The sequence below is a fragment of the Nocardia sp. bgisy134 genome (assembly GCF_965341865.1).
Classification (GTDB): Bacteria; Actinomycetota; Actinomycetes; order Mycobacteriales; family Mycobacteriaceae; genus Nocardia.
Window position 1 is genome coordinate 21,440 of sequence record NZ_CBDQZP010000022.1, and the last position, 25,225, is coordinate 46,664.

The 25,225-nt window shown below is 70.6% G+C and carries 21 protein-coding genes and 3 pseudogenes; 16 read left to right on the forward strand and 8 right to left on the reverse strand.

The window, feature by feature from the left end:
* Positions 1 to 10 precede the first annotated feature (10 nt).
* Entirely contained in the window at positions 11 to 985 is a 975-nt protein-coding gene (locus ACRWNM_RS30615; RefSeq protein WP_431971616.1) for a COX15/CtaA family protein, read from the forward strand.
* Positions 986 to 1,010: 25 nt separating this feature from the next.
* On the opposite strand, the gene ACRWNM_RS30620 is transcribed toward ACRWNM_RS30615, so the two are convergent.
* Positions 1,011 to 1,760 (reverse strand): hypothetical protein, encoded by a 750-nt coding sequence (locus ACRWNM_RS30620; protein WP_431971617.1) that lies wholly within the window; start codon positions 1,758 to 1,760, stop codon positions 1,011 to 1,013.
* Positions 1,761 to 1,959: 199 nt separating this feature from the next.
* Between ACRWNM_RS30620 and ACRWNM_RS30625 the strand changes: the two genes are divergently transcribed.
* Complete coding sequence (locus ACRWNM_RS30625) at positions 1,960 to 2,847, forward strand: universal stress protein (RefSeq protein WP_431971618.1); 888 nt, start codon at positions 1,960 to 1,962, stop codon at positions 2,845 to 2,847.
* 19 nt (positions 2,848 to 2,866) lie between these two features.
* Here the strand turns inward: ACRWNM_RS30625 and ACRWNM_RS30630 are convergent, their stop codons facing one another.
* On the reverse strand, positions 2,867 to 3,220 hold the full coding sequence (locus ACRWNM_RS30630; protein ID WP_431971619.1) for a hypothetical protein: 354 nt from the start codon (positions 3,218 to 3,220) through the stop codon (positions 2,867 to 2,869).
* Between the two features lie 62 nt (positions 3,221 to 3,282).
* Between ACRWNM_RS30630 and ACRWNM_RS30635 the strand changes: the two genes are divergently transcribed.
* Entirely contained in the window at positions 3,283 to 4,248 is a 966-nt protein-coding gene (locus ACRWNM_RS30635; protein WP_431971620.1) for a quinone oxidoreductase family protein, read from the forward strand.
* Between the two features lie 120 nt (positions 4,249 to 4,368).
* Here ACRWNM_RS30635 and ACRWNM_RS30640 read toward each other — a convergent pair whose 3' ends face one another.
* Positions 4,369 to 4,971, reverse strand: a complete 603-nt coding sequence (locus ACRWNM_RS30640) for a TetR/AcrR family transcriptional regulator (protein ID WP_431971621.1) — start codon at positions 4,969 to 4,971, stop codon at positions 4,369 to 4,371.
* A gap of 83 nt (positions 4,972 to 5,054) precedes the next feature.
* Between ACRWNM_RS30640 and ACRWNM_RS30645 the strand changes: the two genes are divergently transcribed.
* Positions 5,055 to 6,479 carry an FAD-dependent monooxygenase gene (locus ACRWNM_RS30645; protein ID WP_431971622.1) on the forward strand — a complete coding sequence of 475 codons (1,425 nt, stop codon included), beginning with the start codon at positions 5,055 to 5,057 and terminating at the stop codon, positions 6,477 to 6,479.
* 66 nt (positions 6,480 to 6,545) lie between these two features.
* Here the strand turns inward: ACRWNM_RS30645 and ACRWNM_RS30650 are convergent, their stop codons facing one another.
* Positions 6,546 to 7,538, reverse strand: coding sequence for a heme o synthase (locus tag ACRWNM_RS30650; RefSeq protein ID WP_067835303.1), 993 nt, complete (start codon positions 7,536 to 7,538; stop codon positions 6,546 to 6,548).
* A 398-nt stretch (positions 7,539 to 7,936) separates the two neighbouring features.
* On the opposite strand from ACRWNM_RS30650, the gene tkt reads away from it, so the two are divergent.
* The 7 genes from tkt (at position 7,937) to ACRWNM_RS30685 (ending at position 17,567) form a co-directional block, all read left to right on the forward strand.
* A complete protein-coding gene (gene tkt, locus ACRWNM_RS30655) occupies positions 7,937 to 10,078 on the forward strand; it encodes a transketolase (protein ID WP_431971623.1) in 2,142 nt (713 codons plus the stop codon).
* A 6-nt stretch (positions 10,079 to 10,084) separates the two neighbouring features.
* Positions 10,085 to 11,221 carry a transaldolase gene (gene tal / locus ACRWNM_RS30660; RefSeq protein ID WP_431971624.1) on the forward strand — a complete coding sequence of 379 codons (1,137 nt, stop codon included), beginning with the start codon at positions 10,085 to 10,087 and terminating at the stop codon, positions 11,219 to 11,221.
* A 4-nt stretch (positions 11,222 to 11,225) separates the two neighbouring features.
* Positions 11,226 to 12,794 (forward strand): glucose-6-phosphate dehydrogenase, encoded by a 1,569-nt coding sequence (zwf, locus tag ACRWNM_RS30665; protein ID WP_431971625.1) that lies wholly within the window; start codon positions 11,226 to 11,228, stop codon positions 12,792 to 12,794.
* Positions 12,791 to 13,699, forward strand: a complete 909-nt coding sequence (gene opcA, locus ACRWNM_RS30670) for a glucose-6-phosphate dehydrogenase assembly protein OpcA (protein ID WP_431971626.1) — start codon at positions 12,791 to 12,793, stop codon at positions 13,697 to 13,699. Before zwf ends, opcA begins: the two co-directional genes overlap by 4 nt.
* A complete protein-coding gene (gene pgl, locus ACRWNM_RS30675; RefSeq protein WP_431971627.1) occupies positions 13,692 to 14,477 on the forward strand; it encodes a 6-phosphogluconolactonase in 786 nt (261 codons plus the stop codon). The genes opcA and pgl overlap by 8 nt, the downstream gene beginning before the upstream one ends.
* A gap of 271 nt (positions 14,478 to 14,748) precedes the next feature.
* The gene (locus ACRWNM_RS30680) at positions 14,749 to 16,998 is read left to right on the forward strand and encodes a thiamine pyrophosphate-dependent enzyme (protein ID WP_431971628.1); all 2,250 of its coding nucleotides are present in this window, start codon (positions 14,749 to 14,751) and stop codon (positions 16,996 to 16,998) included.
* 89 nt (positions 16,999 to 17,087) lie between these two features.
* Positions 17,088 to 17,567, forward strand: a complete 480-nt coding sequence (locus ACRWNM_RS30685) for an SRPBCC domain-containing protein (protein WP_431971629.1) — start codon at positions 17,088 to 17,090, stop codon at positions 17,565 to 17,567.
* A 44-nt stretch (positions 17,568 to 17,611) separates the two neighbouring features.
* On the opposite strand, the gene ACRWNM_RS30690 is transcribed toward ACRWNM_RS30685, so the two are convergent.
* Positions 17,612 to 18,166, reverse strand: a complete 555-nt coding sequence (locus ACRWNM_RS30690) for a hypothetical protein (protein ID WP_431971630.1) — start codon at positions 18,164 to 18,166, stop codon at positions 17,612 to 17,614.
* 202 nt (positions 18,167 to 18,368) lie between these two features.
* Here ACRWNM_RS30690 and ACRWNM_RS30695 point away from each other — a divergent pair, with 202 nt between their 5' ends.
* Together ACRWNM_RS30695 and ACRWNM_RS30700 are read left to right on the forward strand one after the other, a co-directional pair.
* Positions 18,369 to 19,175, forward strand: a complete 807-nt coding sequence (locus tag ACRWNM_RS30695; protein ID WP_431971631.1) for a DUF4239 domain-containing protein — start codon at positions 18,369 to 18,371, stop codon at positions 19,173 to 19,175.
* Between the two features lie 97 nt (positions 19,176 to 19,272).
* Complete coding sequence (locus ACRWNM_RS30700) at positions 19,273 to 20,091, forward strand: hypothetical protein (RefSeq protein WP_431971632.1); 819 nt, start codon at positions 19,273 to 19,275, stop codon at positions 20,089 to 20,091.
* A 10-nt stretch (positions 20,092 to 20,101) separates the two neighbouring features.
* Here the strand turns inward: ACRWNM_RS30700 and ACRWNM_RS30705 are convergent, their stop codons facing one another.
* The gene (locus tag ACRWNM_RS30705) at positions 20,102 to 21,049 is read right to left on the reverse strand and encodes an alpha/beta fold hydrolase (protein ID WP_431971717.1); all 948 of its coding nucleotides are present in this window, start codon (positions 21,047 to 21,049) and stop codon (positions 20,102 to 20,104) included.
* Between the two features lie 96 nt (positions 21,050 to 21,145).
* Between ACRWNM_RS30705 and ACRWNM_RS30710 the strand changes: the two genes are divergently transcribed.
* Entirely contained in the window at positions 21,146 to 21,994 is an 849-nt protein-coding gene (locus ACRWNM_RS30710) for an SDR family NAD(P)-dependent oxidoreductase (protein WP_431971633.1), read from the forward strand.
* A 26-nt stretch (positions 21,995 to 22,020) separates the two neighbouring features.
* A complete protein-coding gene (locus ACRWNM_RS30715; protein WP_431971634.1) occupies positions 22,021 to 23,190 on the forward strand; it encodes a YbfB/YjiJ family MFS transporter in 1,170 nt (389 codons plus the stop codon).
* On the opposite strand, the pseudogene ACRWNM_RS30720 reads toward ACRWNM_RS30715, so the two are convergent.
* Positions 23,165 to 23,853 (reverse strand): annotated as a pseudogene (locus ACRWNM_RS30720) (hypothetical protein). The gene ACRWNM_RS30715 and the pseudogene ACRWNM_RS30720 overlap by 26 nt on opposite strands.
* Before the next feature lie 191 nt (positions 23,854 to 24,044).
* Here ACRWNM_RS30720 and ACRWNM_RS30725 point away from each other — a divergent pair.
* A pseudogene (locus tag ACRWNM_RS30725) lies at positions 24,045 to 24,915 on the forward strand (ABC transporter ATP-binding protein); the annotation flags it as partial.
* Here ACRWNM_RS30725 and ACRWNM_RS30730 read toward each other — a convergent pair.
* Positions 24,912 to 25,166, reverse strand: a pseudogene (locus ACRWNM_RS30730) (LysR family transcriptional regulator); the annotation flags it as partial. The pseudogenes ACRWNM_RS30725 and ACRWNM_RS30730 sit on opposite strands and share 4 nt — an antisense overlap.
* Positions 25,167 to 25,225 lie beyond the last annotated feature (59 nt).

Sequence of the window (25,225 nt, forward strand, 5' to 3'; positions counted from 1 at the left end):
CCATCGTTGCGTGCTGTATCGCGCATTCTTGCGACTCGTCGACAAGCTCCCGCTCCCCTCGCTGCGGGTGCAGCGGCTGATCGCTCTCGCGGTCGTGCTCACCCAGGCGGGTATCGCGGTGACCGGATCGATCGTCCGGGTCACCGCCTCCGGTCTCGGCTGCCCGACCTGGCCGCAGTGCTTCCCCGGCAGCTTCACCCCGATCGGCGTGTCCGAGGTGGCGGTGCTGCACCAGGCCGTCGAGTTCGGCAACCGGATGCTGACCTTCGTGGTCTCCCTGTTCGCCGGACTGATCGTGCTCGCGGTGACGCGGGCGCGACGCAGGAACGACGTGCTGCTCTACGCCTGGTTGATGCCGGGCGGCACCGTGCTCCAGGCGGTCATCGGCGGCATCACCGTCCGCACCGGGCTGCTCTGGTGGACCGTGGCGGTGCACCTGCTCGCCTCGATGCTGATGGTGTGGCTGGCCACCGTGCTCTACGCCAAGATCTGCGAGCCGGACGACGGCGTCGAGACCGTCCAAGCGCCCGCGCCGCTGCGCTGGCTGACGGCGTTGAGCGGCGTCGCGCTGGCCGGCGTCCTGGTCGCGGGCACCCTGGTCACCGCCGCGGGACCGCACGCGGGCGACAAGAGCATCGAACGACCGGTCGCGCGGTTGCAGGTCGAGATCGTCACGCTGGTGCACCTGCATTCCCAGCTGCTGGTGGGTTACCTGGCGCTGCTGATCGGCCTCGGCTTCGGGCTCTACGCCGTCGGCATCTCCCGCGCGGTGCGCACCCGCCTGTTCGTCTTGCTCGGCGTCGTGGGCGCGCAGGCGCTGGTGGGCGTCGTCCAGTACTTCACCGACGTGCCCGGCGCGCTGGTCGCCACCCACGTGGGCGGCGCCGCCGCGTGCACCGCGGCGACGGCCGCCCTGTGGGCCGGGTTGCGCACCCGCGAACCGATCCCCGCCGTCGCGCCCGATCCGGCGGTGCAGTCCGCCTGAGCACCCGCGCGGGAGCCGGGGCGGGTCAGACCACGGACGGCCGCGTCAGGCTCGACCAGAGCGGATCTCCCTGGGCGGCAAGCCGATTCGCGATCTCGGCGCGCGCGTCGGTGACGCCGCCGGTGCCGGAGACGCAGAACGCGGTCTCGGCGACGGTGAGCACCTTGATGTTGACCATGCGGATCTCCGACAGCGGACCGGCGACGACGTTCGGGAAGCCTTCGCCGGTCAGGCCGAGCAGCACGGTGACCAGCCCGTCGCCGTCGACGTAGGTACCTGCGGCCTCCGGGGGAAAGTCCAATCCGGGGAGCGAGATCGACAGCGTCCCATAATGTTCCAGATTCCGGGTGAAACGGAATCCGTGCTGTGATGCCGTCCGCGCGACGGCCGCCACCACCTGCCCGAGCCACGAACCCATGACATCGGCGAACGACGCGTCCGCCGAGATCCCGGTGGCGGCCGCGTAGACCTCGACCTCGATGCCGTTGGTCGGCTCCGCATCGGACCAGGTGGTGGGGAACGACAGGCCGAGGCTGGTCACCACCAGCCCGTACTGTCTGCGCACCACCCGGTAGCTGGGGTGATCGATGCTGGGCGGCTCGGGCTCGTTGATGCCCATGTTCGCCCAGATCTCGGTCGGAAGGAATCTCGATTGATAGCGCGGGGCCGACACTTCCTGATCGAGTCGCCCCCACGCGCTCCAGACATCGTCGTGCAGCGCCCACATCTGGGCCTCGTACCGCTCACTGATGTCCAGTTCGTCCATTTCACTCACGACGCGACGCTACCCACGCCGCGGGATCAGGGGCAAAACCGCGCCGCGTGGCTCGGCGGGCGATCCGGCGGCGGCTGCCACGATAAAAGGGAAGAGTGGAGACACAGGGTTGAGCCAACGACCACCGAGGAAAGACACAGCGTCCGAGAAAGACCGTCCGAGAAAAGACACAGCGCCGAGACCACCGGAGGGCAGCGAGATGACCAGGTTCGCCAATCAGCAGTCCATTGTCGTCGGCGTGGACGGCAGCCCCGCCGCGCTGGCCGCCGCGCGCTGGGCGGGCGCGGTCGCCGCGCGCGAGGGCGTGCGGCTGGTCGTCCTCAGCATCGTGCCGACCATCGACTATCGGATCACGGCCGCGATCGTCGCCGACGCGGACATCCTGCCGACGCTGCGGTTCGTGGCGAAGAAGCACGCGGGCGAGGCGGTCGACGCGGTGCGTGCCGACCAGCCCGAGCTGGAGATCACCCAGACGGTGGTGGAGGGCGTGCCGGGCGACGAACTCGTCGAGGCGAGCGAGACCGCGCTGCGGCTGGTGGTGGCCGCCACCGCCGACGACCGGATCACCACCCTGCTGATCGGTTCCACGGCGCTGCGGGTCGCGAACAAAGCGCACTGCCCCGTGGTGGTATGGCGTGGTGACGTCGGTAACCCGCTGCCCGACGAACGCCCGGTCCTGGTCGGCGTCGACGGCAGTCCCGGCAGCGATGCCGCGGTCGGCCGGGCCTTCGAATTGGCCGCGCTGCTCGACGTCGGCGTCATCGCCCTGCACGCGTGGAACGATCCCGACCTGCTGCAGTGGACGCCGGTGCCCGATGCCTGGGAGACCTTGGCCCAGGAGGAGCACGAGTTGTTGAGCGAGCGGCTCGCGGGATGGTCGAGCCAATACCCGGATATTCGAGTCGAGAAGATGGTGCTGCAGAGCCCGGCGGCCCGCGCGCTACTCGAACACGGGGCGGACGCCCAGGTGATCGTCACGGGAAGCCAGGGCCGCAACCGGCTCACCGGCCTGCTCCTCGGTTCGACGAGTCAGAACCTGCTGCACCACGCGCCGTGCCCGGTGCTGGTGGTCCGCGCCAAGTCCTGAGACCGGCCGGGCCTCCGCATCACTTCTCGTTGCGCGCCTTCGGGAAACGGGTCTGCTTCGCCACCCAGCCCGCCATCTGCGCCCAGTGGCCCTTGCGCGGAGTGACGACGGAGGTGAGCTCACGATCCCACTCGTCGGCCTCGGTCAGGCCGTCGATCACCTCGACGAGGCGCTTGGCCGTGGGCAGGTCGTCGACCACGCGGTCGCCGAGGATGCCGTCCTCGCCGACCAGGGTGACGCGCACGCCGATGCGGCCGATCGGCTGCAGGACGGCCGTGGCCGAACCGCCGTGATCGGCGAGGAATCCCTTCACCGAGTCCACGAGGGAGCTCGACAGCTTCACGGGGGCCGGGGCGGCGGTCTCAACGGTCATGCACGCGAGTTTACCGACCGGTAGGACGTGGTCCAGACCCGGCGGGTGTAGAACTGAATGCCATGCGCGCCATTCAGGTTTCCGAACACGGTGGTCCCGAGGTACTGCGGTACACGGAGGTCGAGGAGCCGAGCATCGGGCCGGGTCAGTTGCTGGTGACGACCGAGGCGATCGGCGTCAATTACATCGACACCTACATCCGCACCGGGACGTACCCGCAGCCGGTGCCGTACGTGCCGGGCGCGGAGGGCACCGGCGTGGTCTCCGCGGTCGGCGCGGACGTCACCGAGTTCACGGTGGGCGACCGGGTCGCGTGGGCGGCCGCGCCGGGCAGCTACGCCGAGAAAGTCGCGGTCCCCGCGGCGGTCGCGATTCCGGTGCCCGCGGGCGTCGAACCGCCGGTCGCCGCCTCGGCGCTGCTCCAGGGCATGACGGCGCACTACCTGCTCGAGTCGATCTACCGGCCGGAACCGGGCGAGACGGTGCTGGTGCACGCGGGCGCGGGCGGTGTCGGCCTGATCCTGACCCAGCTCGCCGCCGCGCGCGGCGTGCGCGTCATCACGACGGTGTCCTCCGACGAGAAGGAGGCGCTCTCCCGCGAGGCGGGCGCGGCCGAGGTGCTTCGCTACGGCGACGACCTCGCCGACCACGTCCGCAAGCTGACCGACGGCGTCGGCGTCGCGGCGGTCTACGACGGCGTCGGCAAGTCCACCTTCGACGCGAGCCTCGCCTCGTTGCGCGTGCGCGGCACGCTGGCCCTGTTCGGCGCGGCGAGCGGCCCGGTCCCGCCCTTCGACCCGCAGCGCCTCAACGCGGGCGGTTCGCTGTTCCTGACCCGCCCTTCGCTGGTCCACTACACCCGCGACCGCGCCGAATTGCTCTGGCGCGCGGGCGATATCCTCGCCGCGCTCGCGAACGGGACGCTGCGCATCCGCGTCGGGGCCACCTACCCGCTCGCGGAAGCCGAACGGGCGCACCGTGATCTGGAGGGGCGCAAGACCACCGGTTCGATCGTTCTGCTGCCCTGAGTCGTCCCGGGGCGGGGTGTCCCTCCGGAGCCGCGTCGTTCGTTCGCGGCAGCACCCCGCTTCCGGACCACGTTGTGTCCGGGATGTTTTCGGTCCGCGGCGCGCCCGGAGGCGCACCGTTCAGTAGTCGCGGCCGGTGAGCCCGCGGTAGACGAAGCGGGTCAGCCCGTCCACGGCCTGACCGTCGTCCAAGTCGACGGTGCCGTCCTCGACGGCGGCGAGCAGCGCCTGGGTGAGCAGGAACATCATCGCGAGACTGGCGTCGGGCGTGCTCGGCAACCGCAGGCCCGCCGCGGCGAAACCCTCCACGTGGTCGGCGATGTCGGCGCGCTGCTCCCGCGCGAATTGCCCCATGCGACGGGCGAATTCGGCGTTGACCAGGGCTGCTTGATCGACCGATCGCAGCACCGCGACGTGCTCGCGCGCGAATTGCCAGTAGCCCGCGATGTGGTACCTGACCGCGTCGGGATCGCTGAAATCCGGCTCGTGGCCTTCCCCTTCGGCGCGCACGTCACCCGCGTCGGCCATATCGCGCAACAGCGCCGTGAGCAGGTCTTCTTTGCTCGCGAAGTGGTTGTAGAAGGAGCCGGCCGCGCGTCCGGCCGCCGCGGTGATGTCGGTGATCTTGGTGTTCAGATAGCCGCGTTCGGCGAAGACACGCAGTGCGGCCTCCTTCAGCGCCTGCTCCGTCTCGACCGACTTCTCCTTGCGGTTCGTCGCCACCCGCGCCACCTCCTTGACAGCACAACGTATCAACCCCATACTGAATCCGAATTCAGTGAATATCGATTCAGTATGGAGACATCGTGCAGGTACTCATCGCAGGCGCCGGACCCACCGGCCTCACCCTCGCCATCGATCTGGCCCGGCGGGGCGTGCGGGTGCGCCTCGTGGACCAGGCCCCCGAGTTCTTCGCCGGGTCACGCGGCGACGGAATCCAGCCGCGCGCGCTCGAGGTGTTCGACGACCTCGGCGTGCTCGACGCGGTGCTGGCGGCGGGCGCGCCCACACCGGTGATGCGCGCCTACCTGGGTGGCGAGTTCGTCGGCGAGCGCCGGATGGCCGAGCCGGTCGCGCCGACGCCCGCGGTCCCCTACCCCAACCTGTGGACGCTCGGGCAGTCGCGGACCGAGGCGATCCTGCGCGACCGATTGGCCGAATTCGGGGTGCGGGTGGAGACCGGCACCGCACTGGTGTCGTTCGAGCAGGACGACTCCGGCGTCACCGTGGTCCTCGACCGCGACGGCGTACGGGAGACCGTCCTGGCCGCGTACCTGGTCGGCGCCGACGGCGGGCGCAGCACCGTGCGCAAGACGCTGGGCATCCCATTCGAGGGCAGCACCGACGAGTCGCTGCGCATGCTGCTCGGCGACGTGCGCGCCGACGCGCTGGACCACACGTACGGCTATTGGTTCGCCGCCGCGGCCGACCGTCCGATGGAGGGCATCGCCCTCTCGCCGCTGCCGGGCGGCAAGCACTTCCAGGTCGCCGCGCCGCTGACCGAGGACGCGGAGGCGGGCCTCGACCTGTTGCAGGACTACGTCGACCGGCACAGCGGCCGGACCGACGTCGTCCTCACCGACCTGGCCTGGGTCACCGTCTGGCGGCCGAACATCCGGCTGGCCCGCACCTTCCGCGCGGGCCGGGTGTTCCTCGCAGGCGACGCCGCGCACGCGCACCCGCCCACCGGCGGCCAGGGCATGAACACCGGCATCCAGGACGCCTACAACCTCGGCTGGAAGCTGGCGAAGGCACTGGATGGCGACGAATCCCTGCTCGACAGCTACGAATCCGAACGGCGGGCGGTGGCGGCCCGCGTGCTCGGTCTCAGCACCGAACTGCTGGACAAGCTGGTGGAGGGCGACGAGGACGCCATGGCGCGCGGCGAGGACACCCGCCAGCTGGACATCAGCTACCGCGCGCCCGGCGATCACCGGACCATGGCGGTCGGCGACCGCGCGCCCGACGCGCCGGTGAAGGACGCCGACGGACACGCGGTCCGGCTGTTCGACCTGTTCCGCGGACCGCACGCGACACTGCTCTGCTTCGGCGAGACCGGTCAGCTGCCCAGCGAACCGGGCGCGCGCAGCATCGCCGTGCTCCGGCCGGGCGCGACGACCACCGAACCGCACGTGGTGGACATCGACGGGCACGCCTTCACCGCCTACGCCGCCGCCGAGGGCGAGCGCGTCCTCGTTCGCCCGGACGGATACCTCGGCCGCCGCTCTTGATCACCGCCCGAACGACGAAGGCCGACGCACACGCGGTGCGTCGGCCTTCGCGAATCCGGGGGCGGGTCAGCCGAAGAAGCTCCCGACGGTGTCCCAGCCGAGGACCGAGTCGACCGCCAGACCGCAGAACACCACGGCCAGGTAGTTGTTCGACTGCAGGAACAGCCGCAGCGGCTTCACCGATTCGCCGCGGCGCACGCCCGCGTACAGCTGGTGGGCCATCAGCAGGAACCAGGCGCCCGCCACGAGGGCCACCGCGGCGTAGAGCACGCCGGTGGCGGGTACCAGGGCCAGCGTCGTGAGCACGGTGAGCCAGGTGTAGACGACGATCTGCTTGGTCACCGTGCGCTCGGTGGCGACGACCGGCAGCATCGGCACACCCGCCGCGCGGTAGTCCTCCTTGTAGCGCATGGCCAGCGCCCAGGTGTGCGGCGGCGTCCAGAAGAAGATGACGCCGAACAGCGCGACCGCGGGCCAGCCGATGCCGCCGGTCACCGCCGACCAGCCCACCAGCGCGGGCATGCAGCCCGCCGCGCCGCCCCACACCACGTTCTGCGAGGTGCGCCGCTTGAGGCCGAGGGTGTAGACGAAGACGTAGAACAGGATGGTCGCGACGACGAGCACGCCGCTGAGCAGGTTCGCCTGCCACCACAGCCACGCGAAGGACCCGATGCCGAGCGCGACGCCGAACACGAACGCGTTGCGGGTCGGCACCGCCTCCCGCGCCAGCGGGCGCTTGGCGGTGCGCTTCATGACCTTGTCGATATCCGCGTCGGCCACGCAGTTGAGCGTGTTGGCGCTCGCCGCGCCCATCCAGCCACCGAACAGGGTGGCCAGGATCAGCGGCATGTCCACGTCGCTGCCGCGATCGGCGAGCAGCATGGTCGGGATGGTGGCGACGAGCAGCAGCTCGATGACGCGCGGCTTGGTCAGCGCGATATAGGCGAGCACCCGTCGCATCAGCCGGGACGGCAGGCCGGGACCAGTGAAACGGTCGGCAAGCACCGTCGCGGAGGAGCCGTGTGCGCCATTGCCACCCGGCTGTTGCCCAATCCGCACTGTCTCTCCTCGCACGCTGTGCATCGCATCCGGCAATGAAACGAGCAGCTCGCTCATTCCGCTGTCACGGAGGCGCGAGAGCCGGATGTCCGTCCGCCTCGACGCCCTGACAGCCGAATGCGGCGCGGCTACTACTACAGAGGATGGTAGACCCCCGCCGACATCGGCCCGCCGCGAGCCCCGCCCAGCGCGAGCCCGCCGGGCGCCGTTCGGGGGCTCGCGCCACGCCGCGGACTTCATCCGGTAGGACGCATTGGGCGGGTTCCCGGCATGCCGCTCAGCGGGCACATCTAGGGTGGTTGGGTACACACCCGGTATGCATGCCGCCGCTGCCGTGCGTTCACACCACCGCCAGCAACACCGCCGTCGACGAGACCAATGTCAGGAGAACCTCGGTCGTGTCAGTCACAGACGACATCCGCGCCCTCACTCAGCCGAACTACCCGGACGACTGGACGGATCTGGACACCAAGGCCGTCGACACCGTCCGTGTCCTAGCCGCCGACGCGGTGCAGAACGCGGGCAACGGTCATCCGGGCACCGCCATGAGCTTGGCGCCCCTTGCCTACACCCTCTACCAGCGCGTGCTGCGCCACGACCCGAGCGACCCCAGCTGGGTCGGCCGGGACCGTTTCGTGCTGTCGTGCGGTCACTCCAGCCTCACCCAGTACATCCAGCTCTATCTGACCGGGTTCGGTCTGGAACTGGACGACCTGAAGCACCTGCGCAAGTGGGGTTCGCTCACCCCGGGCCACCCGGAGTTCCGGCACACCGACGGCGTCGAGATCACCACCGGCCCGCTGGGCCAGGGTCTGGCCTCCGCGGTCGGCATGGCGATGGCGGCGCGCCGCGAGCGCGGCCTGTTCGACCCGGCCGCCGCACCGGGCGCGAGCCCCTTCGACCACTTCGTCTACGTGGTGGCGTCCGACGGTGACCTCGAGGAAGGCGTCACCTCCGAGGCGTCCTCGCTCGCGGGCACCCAGCAGCTGGGCAACCTGGTCGTGTTCTACGACGACAACCAGATCTCGATCGAGGACGACACCACCATCGCCTTCACCGAGGACGTCGCGGCACGCTACGAGGCCTACGGCTGGCACGTGCAGACCGTGCAGGGCGGCGAGGACGTCGTCGCGATCGAGGCCGCCGTCGAGGCCGCCAAGGCCGAGACCGGCAAGCCCTCGATCATCGTGCTGCGCACCGTGATCGGCTACCCGGCCCCGAACAAGATGAACACCGGTGCCTCGCACGGCGCGGCGCTCGGCGCCGACGAGGTGGCCGCCACCAAGAAGATCCTCGGCTTCGACCCCGAGCAGAGCTTCCAGGTCGACGACGCCGTCATCGCGCACACCCGCAAGGCCGTCGAGCGCGGCAAGGCGGCGCACGCGGCCTGGCAGCAGGAGTTCGACGCGTGGGCCGCGGCCAACCCGGAGAACAAGGCGCTGTTCGACCGGCTCGCCGAGCGCAGGCTGCCGGAGGGCTGGACCGCCGCCCTGCCGGTGCACGAGCCCGACCCCAAGGGCATGGCCACCCGCAAGGCGTCCGGCAAGGTGCTCGCCGCGCTGACCGACGTGCTGCCCGAGCTGTGGGGCGGTTCGGCCGACCTCGCCGAATCCAACAACACCACGATGCCCGGCCAGCCCAGCTTCGGCCCCGAGTCGATCTCGACCGGCATGTGGAAGGCCGACCCGTACGGCCGCACCCTGCACTTCGGTGTGCGCGAGCACGCCATGGGCTCGATCCTCAACGGCATCGCGCTGCACGGCCCGACCCGCCCGTACGGCGGCACCTTCCTGGTGTTCAGCGATTACATGCGCCCCGCGGTCCGCCTGGCCGCGCTGATGCGGGTGCCCGCGATCTACGTGTGGACGCACGACTCCATCGGTCTCGGCGAGGACGGCCCGACCCACCAGCCGATCGAGCACCTGGCCGCGCTGCGCGCGATCCCGGGCCTGAACGTGGTCCGTCCTGGTGACGCCAACGAGACCACCTACGCCTGGCGCACCATCCTGGAGCGTGAATCGGCCGAGAACGCCTCGCACTTCTCGGTCTCCGAGATGCCGCACCAGGACGGCCCGTCCGCGCTGGCCCTGACCCGCCAGGACCTGCCGATCCAGGAGGGCACCAGCTACGAGGGCGTCGCCAAGGGCGGCTACGTCCTGGCCGAGGCGTCCACCGGCACCCCGCAGGTGATCCTGATCGCCACGGGTTCGGAGCTGCAGCTCGCCGTGGCCGCGCGCACTACGCTGGAGGCGCAGGGCGTCGGCACCCGCGTGGTGTCGATGCCGTGTGTGGAGTGGTTCGACGCGCAGGACAAGGCATATCGGGACGAGGTGCTTCCGCCCGCGATCCGCGCGCGCGTCGTCGTCGAGGCCGGTATCGCGATGCCGTGGCACCGGTTCGCCGGTGACGCGGGCGAGATCGTGTCCATCGAGCACTTCGGCGCCTCGGCCGATTACAAGACCCTGTTCCGCGAGTTCGGCATCACCGAAGACGCGGTCGTTGCCGCCGCGCAGCGCACGCTGGACAACGTGAAGGGATAACACCTCATGACACAGAACGAAAACCTCGCCGCGCTCTCCGCGGCGGGCGTCTCGGTGTGGCTCGACGATCTGTCGCGGGACCGGATCCAGTCCGGCAACCTGGCCGAGCTGGTCGCCACCCGCAGCGTCGTCGGCGTCACCACCAACCCGACCATCTTCCAGGGCGCGCTCAGCCAGGGGCACTCCTACGACGCGCAGGTGAAAGCGCTTGCCGCGCAAGGCGCCGACGCCGACGCGGCCATCCGCACCATCACCACCGACGACGTGCGCTCGGCCTGCGACGTGCTGGCCGGGGTGTACGAGTCCTCCGGCGGCGTGGACGGCCGGGTCTCCATCGAGGTCGACCCGCGCCTGGCCTTCGACGCCGAGAAGACCGTCGCGCAGGCCATCGACCTGTGGAAGACGGTGGACCGCCCCAACCTGTTCATCAAGATCCCCGCGACCGAGGCGGGCCTGCCCGCCATCACCGCGGTGATCGCCGAGGGCATCAGCGTGAACGTCACCCTGATCTTCTCGGTGGCGCGCTACCGCTCGGTGATGGGCGCCTACCTGGACGGTCTGCGCAAGGCCAAGGGCGCGGGCTACGACCTGGCCAAGATCCATTCCGTCGCTTCGTTCTTCGTATCCCGGGTGGACACCGAGATCGACAAGCGGCTGGAGGCGATCGGCTCCGAAGCGGCGCTCGCGCTGCGCGGCAAGGCCGGTGTGGCCAACGCCCGCCTGGCGTACGCGGAGTACCAGGACGTGTTCGACGGTGGCAAGCACACCTCCACCTATGCGCACCTGGGCTCGAGCGGCGCGAACCGGCAGCGGCCGCTGTGGGCGTCGACCGGCGTGAAGAACCCGGACTACTCCGACACCCTCTACGTCACCGAGCTGGTCGCCCCGAACACCGTGAACACGCTGCCGGAGAAGACGCTCGAGGCGGTCGCCGACCACGGCGAGATCCGCGGCGACACCATCCGCGGCACCGCGGCGGAGGCCAAGGAGGTCTTCGACCAGCTCGCCGCCGTGGGCATCGATCTGGCCGACGTGTTCGACGTGCTGGAGCGCGAGGGCGTCGACAAGTTCGAGAAGTCCTGGGAGGAGCTGCTTTCCGCCACCGCCGAGGAGTTGGGCGCAGCGTCGACCGGAAGCAACTGATTCCATGGCAGGCTCGGCTTCGAAAACGTCGACTGTCTGGAAGAACCCACTCCGCGACGAGCGGGACAAGCGGGTGCCGCGGATCGCGGGACCCTGCAGCATGGTGATCTTCGGCGTCACCGGAGATCTGTCTCGCAAGAAACTGATGCCCGCCATCTACGACCTGGCGAACCGGGGGCTGCTGCCCCCGGGTTTCGCGCTGGTCGGTTTCGCGCGGCGCGATTACGCGGACGAGGACTTCGCGCAGGTCGTGCTCGACGCGGTGAAGGCGCACGCCCGCACGCCCTTCCGCCAGGAGGTCTGGGACCACCTGGCCGAGGGGATCCGGTTCGTGAAGGGCACCTTCGACGACGACACCGCCTTCGCCAGGCTCGCCGACACGCTCGGCAGGCTGGACAAGGAGCGCGGCACCGGCGGCAATCACGCCTTCTACCTGTCGATTCCGCCGAACATGTTCCCGGTGGTGCTCGACCAGCTGTCCGAGCACAAGCTGGCCCAGCCGTCCGGCCCCGACATCGCCGGGCGCAAGCCGTGGCGGCGGGTGGTGATCGAGAAGCCGTTCGGGCACGACCTGGACAGCGCGGTCGAGCTCAACGCGCTGGTCAACCGGGTGTTCCCGGAAGAGACGGTGTTCCGCATCGATCACTATCTCGGCAAGGAGACGGTGCAGAACATCCTGGCGCTGCGCTTCGCCAACCAGCTGTTCGATCCGATCTGGAACGCCAACTACGTCGACCACGTCCAGATCACCATGGCCGAGGACATCGGCCTCGGCGGGCGCGCGGGCTACTACGACGGTATCGGCGCGGCCCGCGACGTCATCCAGAACCACCTGCTGCAACTGCTCGCGCTCACCGCCATGGAGGAGCCGATCAGCTTCGAGCCCAAGCAATTGCAGGCCGAGAAGATCAAGGTGCTCTCGGCCACCAAGCTGGTGGAACCGCTGGACGAGACCACCGCGCGCGGGCAGTACGCGGAGGGCTGGCAGGGCGGCGAGCACGTCGTCGGCCTGCTCGACGAGGAGGGCTTCGACCCGCAGTCGAAGACCGAGACCTACGCGGCCATCACCCTCGAGGTCGACACCCGGCGCTGGGCGGGCGTGCCGTTCTACCTGCGCACCGGAAAACGCTTGGGCCGCAGGGTGACCGAGATCGCGGTGGTCTTCAAACGGGCGCCGCACCTTCCCTTCGACCAGACCATGACCGAGGAGCTCGGTCAGAACGCGCTGGTGATCCGGGTGCAGCCGGACGAGGGCATCACCATGCGCTTCGGCTCGAAGGTGCCGGGGTCGGGCATGGAAGTGCGCGACGTCAATATGGATTTCAGTTACGGCGAAGCGTTCACCGAGTCCTCCCCCGAGGCCTACGAACGTCTGATCCTCGACGTGCTGCTCGGGGTGCCGTCGCTGTTCCCGGTGAACGCGGAGGTCGAATTGTCCTGGCGCATCCTGGATCCCGTGCTCGAACACTGGGCGGCGGACGGCAGACCCGATCCGTATCCCGCGGGCACGTGGGGGCCGGCCTCGGCCGACGAGATGCTGGAGCGCACCGGCCGGGAATGGCGGCGCCCATGATCATCGACATGCCCGACACCACCACCGGCGCGGTCACCAAGCGCCTGGTCCAGCTGCGCGAGAGCAACGGCGTCATCACCATGGGGCGGGTGCTCACCCTCGTGGTGTGCACGCTGGACAGCTCCGAGGCCGAGGACGCGATCGACGCGGCCAACGACGCCAGCCGCGAACATCCCTGCCGCGTGGTGGTTCTCGCGCGCGGCGACCGCGAGGCCGAGACCAAGCTCGACGCCCAGATCCGGGTCGGCGGCGACGCGGGCGCGGCCGAGGTGATCGTGTTGCGCCTGCAGGGCGAGCTGGTGAGCCACGAGAGCAGCGTGGTCATTCCGTTCCTGCTGCCCGACACCCCGGTGGTGGCGTGGTGGCCGCGCGGCGCGCCGGAATTCCCCTCCAAGGATTCGGTGGGACGGCTGGCGACCCGGCGCATCACCGACGCCACCTTCGCGGCGGACCCGCAGGCGACGATCAAGAAGCGCCATGCCTCCTACGCGTCCGGCGACACCGACCTGGCATGGAGCCGGATCACCTACTGGCGGGCGCTGCTGGCCGCCTCGCTGGACGAGCCGCCCTTCGAACCGGTCGACTCGGTGACCGTGTCGGGCCTGCGCGACGAGCCCGCGCTGGACATGCTCGCCGGGTGGCTGGCCGCCCGGCTGGGCTGCCCGGTGCGCAGGCGCTCGGGCGCGCTGCGGGTGGAGGTGCACCGGCCGTCGGTGACCATGGCCATCGAACGCCCGCAGACCGGGCGCACCGCGACGCTCACCAGCACCGGCGATCCCGATCAGCGAATCGCATTGGCGCGGAGGGAAACTCGCGACTGCCTCGCCGAGGAACTGCGTCGGCTCGACGCCGACGAGATCTATCACGAAGCCCTCGCCGGAATCGAGAAGGTGACCTATGAGTGAGCCCACCGCTCAGCAGTACGCCGGTCGGGAGCGCGCCGACAGCGATCTCCCCGCCGACACCGTCGAGGTGCACCCCGACGCGGGCGTGCTCGTCGCCGCGGCGGCCGCCCGCTTCGTGCAGGTGGTGGTGGCGGCGCAGGCCGAGCGCGGCACCGCCTCGGTGGTGCTGACCGGCGGCGGCACCGGCATCGCGCTGCTCGAGGAGGTGCGCAAGGCGCCCGGCGACATCGACTGGTCGCGGCTCGACATCTTCTGGGGCGACGAGCGTTTCGTCCCGGCGGGCGATCCCGAGCGCAACGAGCTGCAGGCCAGGCAGGCGCTGCTCGACCACGTGCCGGTCGACCACGCCAGGGTGCACCCGGTGGCGACCTCCGACGGCGAATATCCCGACCCGGTCGAGGCCGCGGCCGAGTATTCGACGGCGGTGCACGCCCACCTCGCCGAGCACGGCGCGTTCGACCTGCACCTGCTCGGCATGGGCGGCGAGGGCCACGTCAACTCGCTGTTCCCGGACACCGACGCGGTGCGCGAGGAGCACGAACTCGTTGTCACCGTGACGAATTCCCCCAAGCCGCCGCCGGTCCGCGTCACGCTGACGCTGCCCGCGGTGCGTCGCTCGCGCCACGTCATGCTGATCGTCGCCGGAGCGGGCAAGGCGGAGGCCGTCGCCGCGGCCATCGGCGGGGCCGAACCGGTCGACATCCCCGCGGCGGGCGCGGCGGGATCGGAGTCCACCACGTGGTTGCTGGATCGCGAAGCCGCCAGCGCTTTGCGCTGAACGCGTTCCGGCGCACAACGCTGCGTAGTTTCCAGCGCACGACGCTGCGTAGTTTCCAGCGCACGACGCTGCGTAGTTTCCAGCACACGGCGCTGAGTAGGCTCGAGTGCACAACGCCGGGCACTACCTAGCGCACGGCGTTGAGCGCTCTCGATACGGGAGGTCGCATGCCGCACCTGGTCGTCGATAGTTTCGCCGGTGGCTCGTCGGGTCACCGGCGGGATGACGCGGCCCGTGCCGGTCGGCCGAGTTCCTGTCGCGCGGACCGGCGATGAGCGGCATGTCGCCGGAATCCGGCGCGAATCCGGGACAGGCGCTGGACGAGCGTTTTCGCGCCGAGATCGGCACACTGGCGACGCGACCGGCCCGCGACGATGACGTCGCCCCCGGCATCTCCCGCGCCACCCTGCTCGAGGTGTTCGACGCGCAGGCCACCAGCAGGCAGCTCGATCTGGCGGCGCGCGGGCTCGGCGTGGCCAAGCGCGGGTACTACAGCATCGGGTCGTCCGGTCACGAGGGGAATGTTGCGCTCTCGATCGCGATGCGGGCCACCGATCCCGCACTGCTGCACTATCGTTCGGGGGCCTTCTTCGTGCACCGGGCGCGGCGGGTGCGGGGGCTCGATCCGATCCGTGACATCCTGCTCGGCGTGGTCGCCGCGGCGGTCGACCCGATCTCCGGCGGCAGGCACAAGGTCTTCGGCAGCAAACCGGCGCACGTCATCCCGCAGACCTCCACCATCGCCTCGCATCTACCGCGAGCGGTCGGCCTGGCGTTCGCGATCGAGCGCGCGGCGCGGCTCGGCATCACACCGGCGTGGCCGCGGGATTCGGTGGTGCTGTGTACTTTCGGCGACGCCTCGGCCAACCACTCGACGGCGGCGGGCGCCGTCAATGCCGCCGTGCACACCGCGCACCAGGGCATTTCGGTGCCGATCCTGTTCGTCTGCGAGGACAACGGCATCGGCATCAGCGTGCCCACCCCGCCGGACTGGATCGAACACGCCTACGGAACCCGGCCCGGGCTGGCGTATTTCACCGCCGACGGCTGCGATCCGATCGACGCGCTGACCGTCTCCGAACGCGCCGTGCGCTGGGTGCGCGAGCACCGCGCGCCCGCGTTCCTGCGGTTGCGCACGGTGCGGCTGCTCGGGCACGCGGGGTCGGACATGGAAACCGCGTACCGCAGGCCCGCCGATATCGCGGCCGATCTGGAGCGTGACCCGGTCGTCGCGACGGCCCGGCTGCTCGTCGAGCATGGGCTGGCGAGTCCCGACGAGGTCGTCGGGCTCTACGACGAGATCGGCCACCGGGTCTCGGCCATGGCCGAATTGGTCTGGCGGGAACCGAAATTGACGTCCGTCGCGGCCGTCACGGCGCCGCTGGCGCCCGCGCGTCCCGACGCCGTGCGCGCCGACGTGCTGCGGGACACGACGCCCGCACCGGCCGCGACGCACCGGCTGGGGGTGCGGCTCACCGGTTCGGACCGTCGACGGCCGGCGCAGGCGGGCGAGCCCGGGATGACCATCGCGCAGGCGATCAACCACACCTTGGCGGCCCTGCTCGAACGCGACCCCGACGTGCTGGTGTTCGGCGAAGACGTGGGACGCAAGGGCGGCGTGTACGGCGTCACCAAGGGATTGCAGAAGCGCTTCGGCGCGCGCCGCGTCTTCGACACGCTGCTCGACGAACAGAGCGTGCTCGGCACCGCGCTCGGTGCGGGGCTCGCCGGTTTCGTCCCGATTCCGGAGATCCAGTACCTCGCCTACCTGCACAACGCCGCCGACCAGGTGCGTGGCGAGGCCGCCACCCTCCAGTTCTTCTCGCACGGCCGCTACCGCAATCCGATGGTGGTGCGGATCGCGGGCCTGGCCTATCAGAAGGGGTTCGGCGGGCACTTCCACAACGACAATTCCGTTGCGGCGCTGCGTGATATCCCCGGGCTGGTGATCGCGGTCCCGGCCCGCGCCGACGACGCGGCCGCGCTGCTGCGCACCTGCGTCTCGGCGGCGCGGGTGGACGGACGGGTCTGCGTCTTCCTCGAGCCGATCGCGCTGTATCACACCAAGGACCTGCACCCGGGCGACAGCGCCTGGCTCGCGCCAGGTGCCGCAGGGGAGCACGTGGAGATCGGCCGGGCCCGCGTCTACGGCGACGGCGACGACCTCACGATCGTCAGCTTCGCCAACGGCGTCCCCATGAGCCTGCGGGTGGCGGAGCGGCTCGCGGCTCGCGGCGTCCGCACCCGGGTGCTCGACCTGCGCTGGCTGAGCCCGCTGCCGGTCGATGATCTGCTGACGCATGCCCGCGCCACCGGGCGGGTGCTGATCGCCGACGAAACCCGGCACAGCGGCGGCGTTTCCGAATCGGTGTGCGCGGCGCTGGTCGACGCCGGTTTCACGGGCCGGGTCGCGCGGATCACCAGCGCGGACAGCTTCGTTCCGCTCGGGCCCGCCGCGGATTCGGTGCTGCTGGACGAGACCGGCATCGAGAAGGCCGCCGCGGAACTGCTCACCGATTAGCGTGCGATCCGCGTGTTCGCGGTTCGACGGGCGGTCCCGGGAAATACCCTGGAGAAAGCAATGGTGACCAGCGGCGAAAGGGCAGGGCGATGACCACGATGTCCATCCTGGGCGAGGTGCGACCCGAGCACGATGCGAAGACGGGCGACGATCGCGTGCTGCTGCACTATCTGCGGTCCTACCGTCAGCCGGTGCTGGACGTCTGGTCGGCGTGCACGTCCCGCAGCCAGCTGGAACGCTGGCTCGGCGCCGTGTCGGGCGGCAGCGGCAACTTCACGATCGAGCCGGCGGACGGCCCGGTGCCCGGCCCGATCGCGGTCCGCGTCGATCACTGCGTCGCGCCGCACGAACTCGTCGTCCACGTCGACGGCTGCCTCCTCGAGCTGCGGCTCACCCAGGTCGGCGTCGTCACCAACCTCGAGCTCGTCCGCCGCCACCTCTCTCACACCGACGCGAGCGCCGTCGGCCCGCGCTGGCAGTACCTGCTGGACCGGCTCACCGCCTACCTCGAATTCCGCCAGCTGCCGCGCTGGGCGGACTACCCGGAGCTGGCGGCGGAGTACCGCTGAGCCACGGACGACGGCCGCGCGGGGGTGCGTCGGCGCGCGGCCTGCTAGAAGACCCAGTACCGGAACCAGACGCCGTCGTAAGGACGGAACTTGTACTCGTACTCACCCTGCGATTCCGGCGCGCCGTTGGGCATGTACGCGTAGCCGCTCAGGCTGAGCAGACCTCGCGTCTCGAACAGACAACCGCCTCGGTACTGCTCGACTTTGGTGATCGTGTACACGCCGTAGCGGGCATCGGCATCGGACACCACGCAGTCGGCGGCAGCCCGTTCGAGGCTGCCCTTCGACAACCGCCACCCCAGATCTTCGGGCAGACCCGTCCAGACCAGCCCCACCGCGCAGACCACCAGCAGCGGCGCAACCAAGCTCAACCTGCCGTTGCCATAGGCGATCAACCCGACCAGTCCGCAGATCAGCCAGGACACTCCGGCCGAGAACAACGCCAGGAGCAAGATCAGGGTGAGGTCTTCGTAGCCTTCCACAGCGTTCTGAAAGATCAATCCGAGGCAACAGAGACCCGAGAGTCCCGCTGTGCCCAGCACCCAGGCGATCCACCACCGCGGCGCCCCACGCCGCCAGTCGACTCCCCCGATTCTCATGCGGTCACACTACCGGTCGCCTGGCGCGGCGGCGTCCAGCGAGCACGCCGATACCGCGCGACTCACCGAATGCGCGACACGCCAAGGGATCTCATCCACCCCTGACGCCGCCTCGAATACCTGACGATCGCTGCTGTCCGCGATCACGTGTCGCGCCGAGGTGTCACCTCGGCGGCTCAGTCGTGTGGAAGGCGGTGCCGATATGGCCTTGGAGTTCCTCGTTCCGGTCGCCGCGGCGGTCTCGGCGCTGACGGTCTTCGTGGTGGGTGATCGCCTACGCCCCCAGTCGTGGCGGCAGACGAGCGACGAGGCGTCGGGCACCCTGGTTCTCGACCTCATCAAGACGTTCTTCACGGCGGTCGTCGCCTTCGTGGTGGTGATCTGCTGGCAGCAGTACCAGAGCGCGCACAATCACACGGTCGCGGAATCGAAAGCGCTGGTGGACACTTACGCCGCCGCGCAGGAGTTGCCCGACCCCGATCGACAGCTCGTCCAGAGTTCGGTGCGCGGGTACACCGACCAGGTCGTCACCGGGGAGTGGGCGGTGATGGACACCGAGCACAGGCTCAGTCCGCTCACCCAGGACACCTTCGACACGCTGCGCGCCGACGTCGCAGCCTTGCCCTCGGGCGACGCGGCCGCCGACACGCTGGCCGGACTCGACCGGGTCGCGCAGGCCAGGCACGACCGGGCCATGGACACCGGCGGCGGGGTGCCCGGATTCCTCTATCTTGCACTGTGTTTCGGCACCATCCTGCTGCTGCTCAGTCCCGTGCTCTCCGGCCTGCGGGTGACCAGGCGCAGCGTCGCGATGACCGTGCTGCTCGGCGTGGTGGTGGGCGCGGCGGTGCTCGCCATCCACAACCTGGACCGTCCGTTCTCCGGCGGGAACCGCGTCCCGAGGGACGCCTACGAGTACGCGCTGTCACGTTTCGAGCAGATCGGCGAACGCACGCCGAATCCCGCACCCGCCACCGCGATCGGCGTCGGCGATGTTCCGCACCGGTAGACACGGCCGCAGCGGGGACGGATCGGGCGAACTCCGATCGGGCGCATGGGGCACGAAAACCCTGTGTGCGACAGTCGGTCTCGCCGCACTCCCCCTGATGGCAGCCTCGCTGGCCTATTCGCCACTCGCCGCCGCCCAACCGGCTCCGCCCCTCCTTCCGCCGAGCCTCGTCAGCGGAAGCGCGGGTGCACAGCCGATCGACACCGGAAGTGTCTCCGCGGCAATCCCTTTGGACCTCACGCCGCGTTACGCACCGATTCTCCCTGCCTCGACCGGCAGCTACACCCCGGTGCACGAGCCCGAGACCGTCCCGGTCGCTCCCGCCGACACCGAACTCGCCCTCGCACCGGCCACACCGGCCGAAGCCCTCGGCCTCGATGTCGGCAGCGTCCGCGCCGCCTGCACCGGAAGCGCCGCGGCGGGCAGCGCCGCGCTCGCTCTCGGCTCCGCGCTCGGTAGCGGCGGCGGCAGCGGCCCCGTGAGTCCCGGCCTCGTCGGCTTCGGCTCCAGCGGGTCCGCGCTCGGCAGCTCGACCGGCAGCGGCCTGGTCGGCCCCGGTTCCAGCGGTTCGGCGCTCGGTAGCGCCGCGGGAAGCGCTTTCGGCAGCGGCGCACTGTTCACGTGTCTCTTGCTGTTGCCGATGACCCCGCCGACGCCGGGTATTCCGCTCCGCCTCGATCCGCCGACTCCCGTTCCGATCCCGCAGGCCGCGCCCGAACCTGTTCCGGCGCAAGCACCGGAACCCCAAGCTCTGCCCGCGCGCCCACCGCAAGCGGCCGACCCGCAGCCCGTCGAACCCACCGCCGACGCTCTCCCCTGGAACCTCCTGGAGATCGTCACGGTCCTGGTGATCACGGTGCTCACGGCCGTCCGCACCAGGGTCGTCGCCGGTCGTGTCCCGCCGATGCCGCGATGACCGGGCGCTGTCAGGCCGGGAGGTCGGCCGTCGCGGGCGCCAGGTCGGCGAGATGCGCCGTGATCAGCGCGTTCACCTCGTCGCTTCGTTCGAGCTGGACGAGGTGCCCGGCGTCCGAAACCTTCGTCACCGCACGAAGATCCGACACGTACGCGCGCAGCGTCCCCAACGGATCGCGGCCGCTGAAACCCTCCATATCCGGGTCGCGCTCGCCGTAGAGGAAGTAGGTGGGCACGGTCACCCGCGCGTCGGCGTAGTCGGCCGTGAGGCTCCAGTTCCGGTCCAGATTGCGGTACCAATTGAGGCCGCCGGTGAAACCCGTGCGCTCGAAATCGGCTGCCAGGGTGTCGAATTCGTCCTCGGAGAGCCATCGCCACGGCAGCGCGGGCGCCTCGGGGAGCACGTCGAGATAGCCGGTGCCCTCGGCGGGGAACCGCCACGTGTCGAGGTAGTGGTAGTCGGCGCTGAGCGAGTAGTAGACGCGGGCGAGGAATTCGCGCGGACGGGCCCCGAGTTCGGCGTCGGCGACGCCGGGCCGCTGAAAATAGTCCAGGTGCAGGAAATGGCGCGCGGCCGCTTTCGCCCACAGCTCCGAGGGCGCCCGCGGCGGGCGCGGCGCGTACGGATTGTTCAGCACGATCAGGCCCGCGACGCGCTCGGGCGCGCGCAGCGCCAGTTCCCACACCAGGGCGGCGCCGAAATCCAGCCCGACGAACACCGCGCGCTCGGCGCCGATGTCGTCGAGCAGGCCGAGCAGATCACCGGCCACCGCCTCGTTCGTGTAGTGCGCCGGGTCGTCGGGAGCCTCGGTCCGGCCGTACCCGCGCAGGTCGGGCGCGAGGGCGCGATATCCGGCGGCGGCGACCGCGGCCAGCTGTCGATGCCAGACGAACCCGGTGTGCGGGAAACCGTGACAGAACACCACGGGATGGCCGCTACCCTGTTCGGTGACGTGCATCCGGGTACCGTTGGTGGTCACGAACCGATGCGTCGGCTCCACTCTCGCCTCCAAACTTAGAACCTGTTCTATGTTTCACGGTAATGTCCGGGAGTCGTGAGCGGAATACCTCGAGAACTCCACGGCCGGGTCGCGGTCGTCACCGGCGCGAGCCGCGGCATCGGCAAGGGCATCGCGTTGGAACTGGGCGCGGCGGGCGCGACGGTGTACATCACCGGCCGGTCGGCGACGCCGGGCCGACTACCCGGCACGGTCCACGACACCGCGGCCGAGATCGACGCGCTCGGCGGGCGCGGCATCCCCTTTGTCTGCGATCACCGCGACGACGACGCCGTGCAGCGGCTGTTCGAGCGGGTGCGCGCCGAGCAGGGTCGTCTCGACGTGCTGGTGAACAACGTCTACAACTCCCCCGCCGCCGCGCGCTGGCTCGGCAAACCGTTCTGGGAGGTGCCGCCGACCGCCTGGGACGAGACCTTCGACGTGGGCGTCCGATCCCACTACGCGGCAAGCTTCTTCGCGGCGCCGCTGCTCATCGGCTCCGGCGGGCTCGTCGTCAACATCTCGTCGCCGGGGTCGCGACGGTACATGCACAACGCGGTCTACGGCGTCGCCAAGACGGCGCTGGACCGGCTCACCGCGGACATGGCGCACGACCTGGCCGACACCGAGGTCACCGTGGTCTCGCTCTGGCCGGGCATCGTGGATACCGAACTGCTGCAACTGGTCCCCGCCGACGCCGACGGACGGCGCCTGGTCACGCTGCCCGGCGAGGGCACCTTCGACCTCGCCGTCGCCGAGACGCCGCGTTTCCCCGGGCGCGCCGTCGTGGCGCTGGCCGCCGATCCCCGCCGACGCGCCCGCACCGGACGGGCCTGGCGGGTGGCCGACCTCGCCGACGAGTACGGCTTCACCGATGTCGACGGCCGGGTGCCGCGCAACGACTGATTCGCGGCGCGGTACCGTCGGGTCACGTGATCAGTACCGCCGTCGCCGCCCCGTCCGCCACCCTGCGCCCCGCGCTGGCCGCCGCATCGGGTTTGGCCGCCGCGATGGGCGTGGGGCGCTTCGTCTACACGCCGCTGCTGCCGGTCATGGTCGACGCCCACCGCATCACCGCGAGCGACGGAGCGGTCATCGCGACCGCCAACTACGCGGGTTATCTGCTCGGCGCGGTGCTGCTGGCGCGCAAGCCGAAAGGCAACAATCCGCGATCCTTCCGGGTCGCCGCCGTGGCCCTGGTCGCGAGCGAGGCGTTGATGGCGCTGCCCGCGCCGACGGCGCTCGCCGCCGCGTTGCGGCTGATCGCGGGAATCGCCAGCGCCGTGGTGTTCGTCGGCTGCGCGAGCGCGATGGCCAGGCACGACGGCTCCGGCCGGGCCGCCGGAATCGCTTTCGGCGGTGTGGGTTTCGGTATCGCGCTGACCGGCATGCTGGTGCTCGCGGTGCGGCCGGTGCTGTCCTGGCAGGGCATGTGGCTCGGGGCAGCCGCGCTCACCGCGATCCTGCTCGCGCCCGCACTGCGCCTCGACATCCATCCCGGCGGGTCCGCCGGACACGCCGCCTCCCCGCCGAGCCGCGCCTGGCGGGCGCTGCTCGCGGCGTATTTCCTGGAGGGCCTCGGTTACATCGTCATCGGCACCTTCCTCGTGGCGGCGGTGAGCGATCAGCGCGGCGCGGCGCTCGGGTCCTCGGCCTGGATCGTCGTCGGTGCGGCCGCGGCGCCGGCCACGGTGCTGTGGGCGGCGGCCGCGCGCCGCGTGACGCCCGCCGTCGCGCTGCCGATCGCGCTACTCGCTCAAAGCGTTTCGGCGTTGCTGCCCGCGGTGACGGGCGCGAGCTGGGCGATGGTGGTGTCGGCGGCGCTGTTCGGCGCCACCTTCATGGGCATCGTCATGCTCGCCATGCGTGTGGGCGGTGAGCTGTCCGGGGCCGACGCCGCCGCACCGCTCACCGCCGTCTACGGGGCGGGCCAGATGCTCGGCCCGCTCGTCGTCGCGCCGGTGCTCGGCGACGGCTATCCCGCGGCGTTCGGCATCGCCACCGCCGTCCTCGGCCTGGCGGTCGTCACGGCGCTGGTCGTGACGCGCGAGCGAGCGCGCGACACGGCCGCCGAGGTCACTTCTTCGGGAACGGAGTGTTGATCGTCGTGAAGTACTGGGCCGCGGCCAAGACGGCGACGGGCGCGGTCACCAGCAGCTGACCCGCGACGGTGCCGAGGGCGCCGATGGCGACGATGCCGCCGAGACAGCCCACCCCCGCGGCGGGAATGAACGGACCGAACAGCCCGACGATGGTCGCCGACGCCACGGTCGCGCCGACGACGCCGCCGAGGACACAGCCGACCGCCGCGCCGCCCAATCCGCCGACCAGCGTCCCGATGGTGGCCCCCATCGAGATGGTGGACGTCATCCGGCTCCAGGCCGCCTGCTCCCGCTCGTATTCCGACTTCCACGGCGCCTGCTCCTCGAAGGGCAGGGCGACCGGCCGGTAGGCGGCGTGCGCGAGATCGAATCGCGGCGTCAGCGTGGCCGAGCGCCCGGCGATCTCCGCGGCGATGGGGAACACGAAATCGTCGACGCGGAAAGCCAATCGGTGCCCGCGAGCACCGTGCCGTCCGTGGCGCGGATCTCGAACACGCCGTCGTCGACCACCATCGAGCCCGCGTCGACGGTGACCACGGCCGATGTCTCGGTGGCGGTAGCGGAGAATCCGACCGCATCGGATTCCGGTGCGGCCCCGGCGGGCGCGGCGCCGAAGGCGAGCGCGGCCGCCAGTAGCGCGCAAGTCACGAGTGTGCTTCTCATGGGTGTCTCCTCTGGTCGTCGGGTCGGCGCCCGGCGCGCCGACGTCGGCGAGAAGACCGTGCCGTCACGGCGCGTCCGAGCGGCGGTCGACAGCGGGACGTGATTCGCGCGATCGGCTTCTCCTATCGCCCGCTGCCATGCCCCCGCTCCGCCCGACACTCGACAGGTCTCGGTGCGAGAGGAGGACCCGGATGGCCCGGCTACAGATCGACGCGGTGTCGAAACGTTTCGGCGCGACCGACGCGGTGCGCGAGGTGTCGCTGGACATCGCCGATGGCGAGTTCATGGTGCTGCTCGGGCCGAGCGGCTGCGGCAAGTCGACGCTGCTACGCCTGATCGCCGGTCTGGAGACGCCGACCTCCGGACGCGTCCTGCTCGACGGCCGCGACATCACCGGCGCGGCCCCGCAGCAGCGGGACCTTGCCATGGTCTTCCAGAGTTACGCGCTGTATCCGCATCTCACGGTCGAACGCAATATCGCGTTCCCGCTCCGGGCCAGGCGGCTGTCCCGCGCCCTGATCGCCGAGCAGGTGGCGGAGGTGGCCGCGGCGCTCGAGCTGACTCCGCTGCTGCGCCGCCGCCCGGCCGCGCTGTCGGGCGGCCAGCGGCAGCGAGTCGCCTTGGCGCGCGCCATGGTTCGCGATCCGGGGGCCGTTCCTCATGGACGAGCCGCTGTCGAATCTGGACGCGAAACTGCGCAGCGCCACCAGGGCGGAGCTCATCGCCCTGCACCGCAGGCTCGGTGCGACGTTCCTGTACGTCACGCACGACCAGGTAGAGGCGATGACGATGGCCACCCGCATCGCGCTGTTCGAGGACGGCGCACTGGCGCAGGTCGGGCCGCCCGAGGAGCTCTACGACCGGCCACGGTCGACCTTCGTCGCGGGCTTCCTCGGCGCACCGCCCATGAACCTGCTGTCCGCCACCGTCACCGAGCGCGACGGTCGACTGCGTGTGGTCGCGGAGGGACTCGACGCCGCGCTCGGCATCGCGGGCGCCCACGGTGATCTGGCGGTCACCGTGGGCGTCCGTCCCGAGCGGTTGCGCGTGGTCACCCGCGCCGGGGCGCTGACCTCGGCGGCGCGATCCACCTGCGCCACGATCAGCCGGGCCTGTCCCTCGAACTCGCGGCCCGCCGACGTCAGCTTCACCTCGTGCGAATTCCGCGCGACGAGCCGCACGCCGAGGGACTTCTCCAGCTTCTGCAGCTGCGCGCTGAGGCTCGGCTGGGTCAGGTGCAGCCGCTGCGCGGCGCGACCGAAGTGCAGTTCCTCGGCTAGCACCAGGAACGACACCAGATGCCGGAGTTCCATACCGACTCCTTCCCGTGCTCGTCACGCTAACCGTGTCGAGTAACGGGAAGTGAATCGCG

Bases quoted from the DNA above. Each gene is read 5' to 3' on its own strand.
- ACRWNM_RS30625 (WP_431971618.1), top strand. From the start codon at position 1,960: ATGACCAGGTTCGCCAATCAGCAGTCCATTGTCGTCGGCGTGGACGGC.
- ACRWNM_RS30630 (WP_431971619.1), bottom strand. From the start codon at position 3,220: ATGACCGTTGAGACCGCCGCCCCGGCCCCCGTGAAGCTGTCGAGCTCC.
- ACRWNM_RS30635 (WP_431971620.1), top strand. From the start codon at position 3,283: ATGCGCGCCATTCAGGTTTCCGAACACGGTGGTCCCGAGGTACTGCGG.
- tal (WP_431971624.1), top strand. From the start codon at position 10,085: ATGACACAGAACGAAAACCTCGCCGCGCTCTCCGCGGCGGGCGTCTCG.
- zwf (WP_431971625.1), top strand. From the start codon at position 11,226: ATGGCAGGCTCGGCTTCGAAAACGTCGACTGTCTGGAAGAACCCACTC.
- opcA (WP_431971626.1), top strand. From the start codon at position 12,791: ATGATCATCGACATGCCCGACACCACCACCGGCGCGGTCACCAAGCGC.
- pgl (WP_431971627.1), top strand. From the start codon at position 13,692: ATGAGTGAGCCCACCGCTCAGCAGTACGCCGGTCGGGAGCGCGCCGAC.
- ACRWNM_RS30680 (WP_431971628.1), top strand. From the start codon at position 14,749: ATGAGCGGCATGTCGCCGGAATCCGGCGCGAATCCGGGACAGGCGCTG.
- ACRWNM_RS30685 (WP_431971629.1), top strand. From the start codon at position 17,088: ATGACCACGATGTCCATCCTGGGCGAGGTGCGACCCGAGCACGATGCG.
- ACRWNM_RS30690 (WP_431971630.1), bottom strand. From the start codon at position 18,166: ATGAGAATCGGGGGAGTCGACTGGCGGCGTGGGGCGCCGCGGTGGTGG.
- ACRWNM_RS30695 (WP_431971631.1), top strand. From the start codon at position 18,369: ATGGCCTTGGAGTTCCTCGTTCCGGTCGCCGCGGCGGTCTCGGCGCTG.
- ACRWNM_RS30700 (WP_431971632.1), top strand. From the start codon at position 19,273: ATGGCAGCCTCGCTGGCCTATTCGCCACTCGCCGCCGCCCAACCGGCT.
- ACRWNM_RS30705 (WP_431971717.1), bottom strand. From the start codon at position 21,049: ATGCACGTCACCGAACAGGGTAGCGGCCATCCCGTGGTGTTCTGTCAC.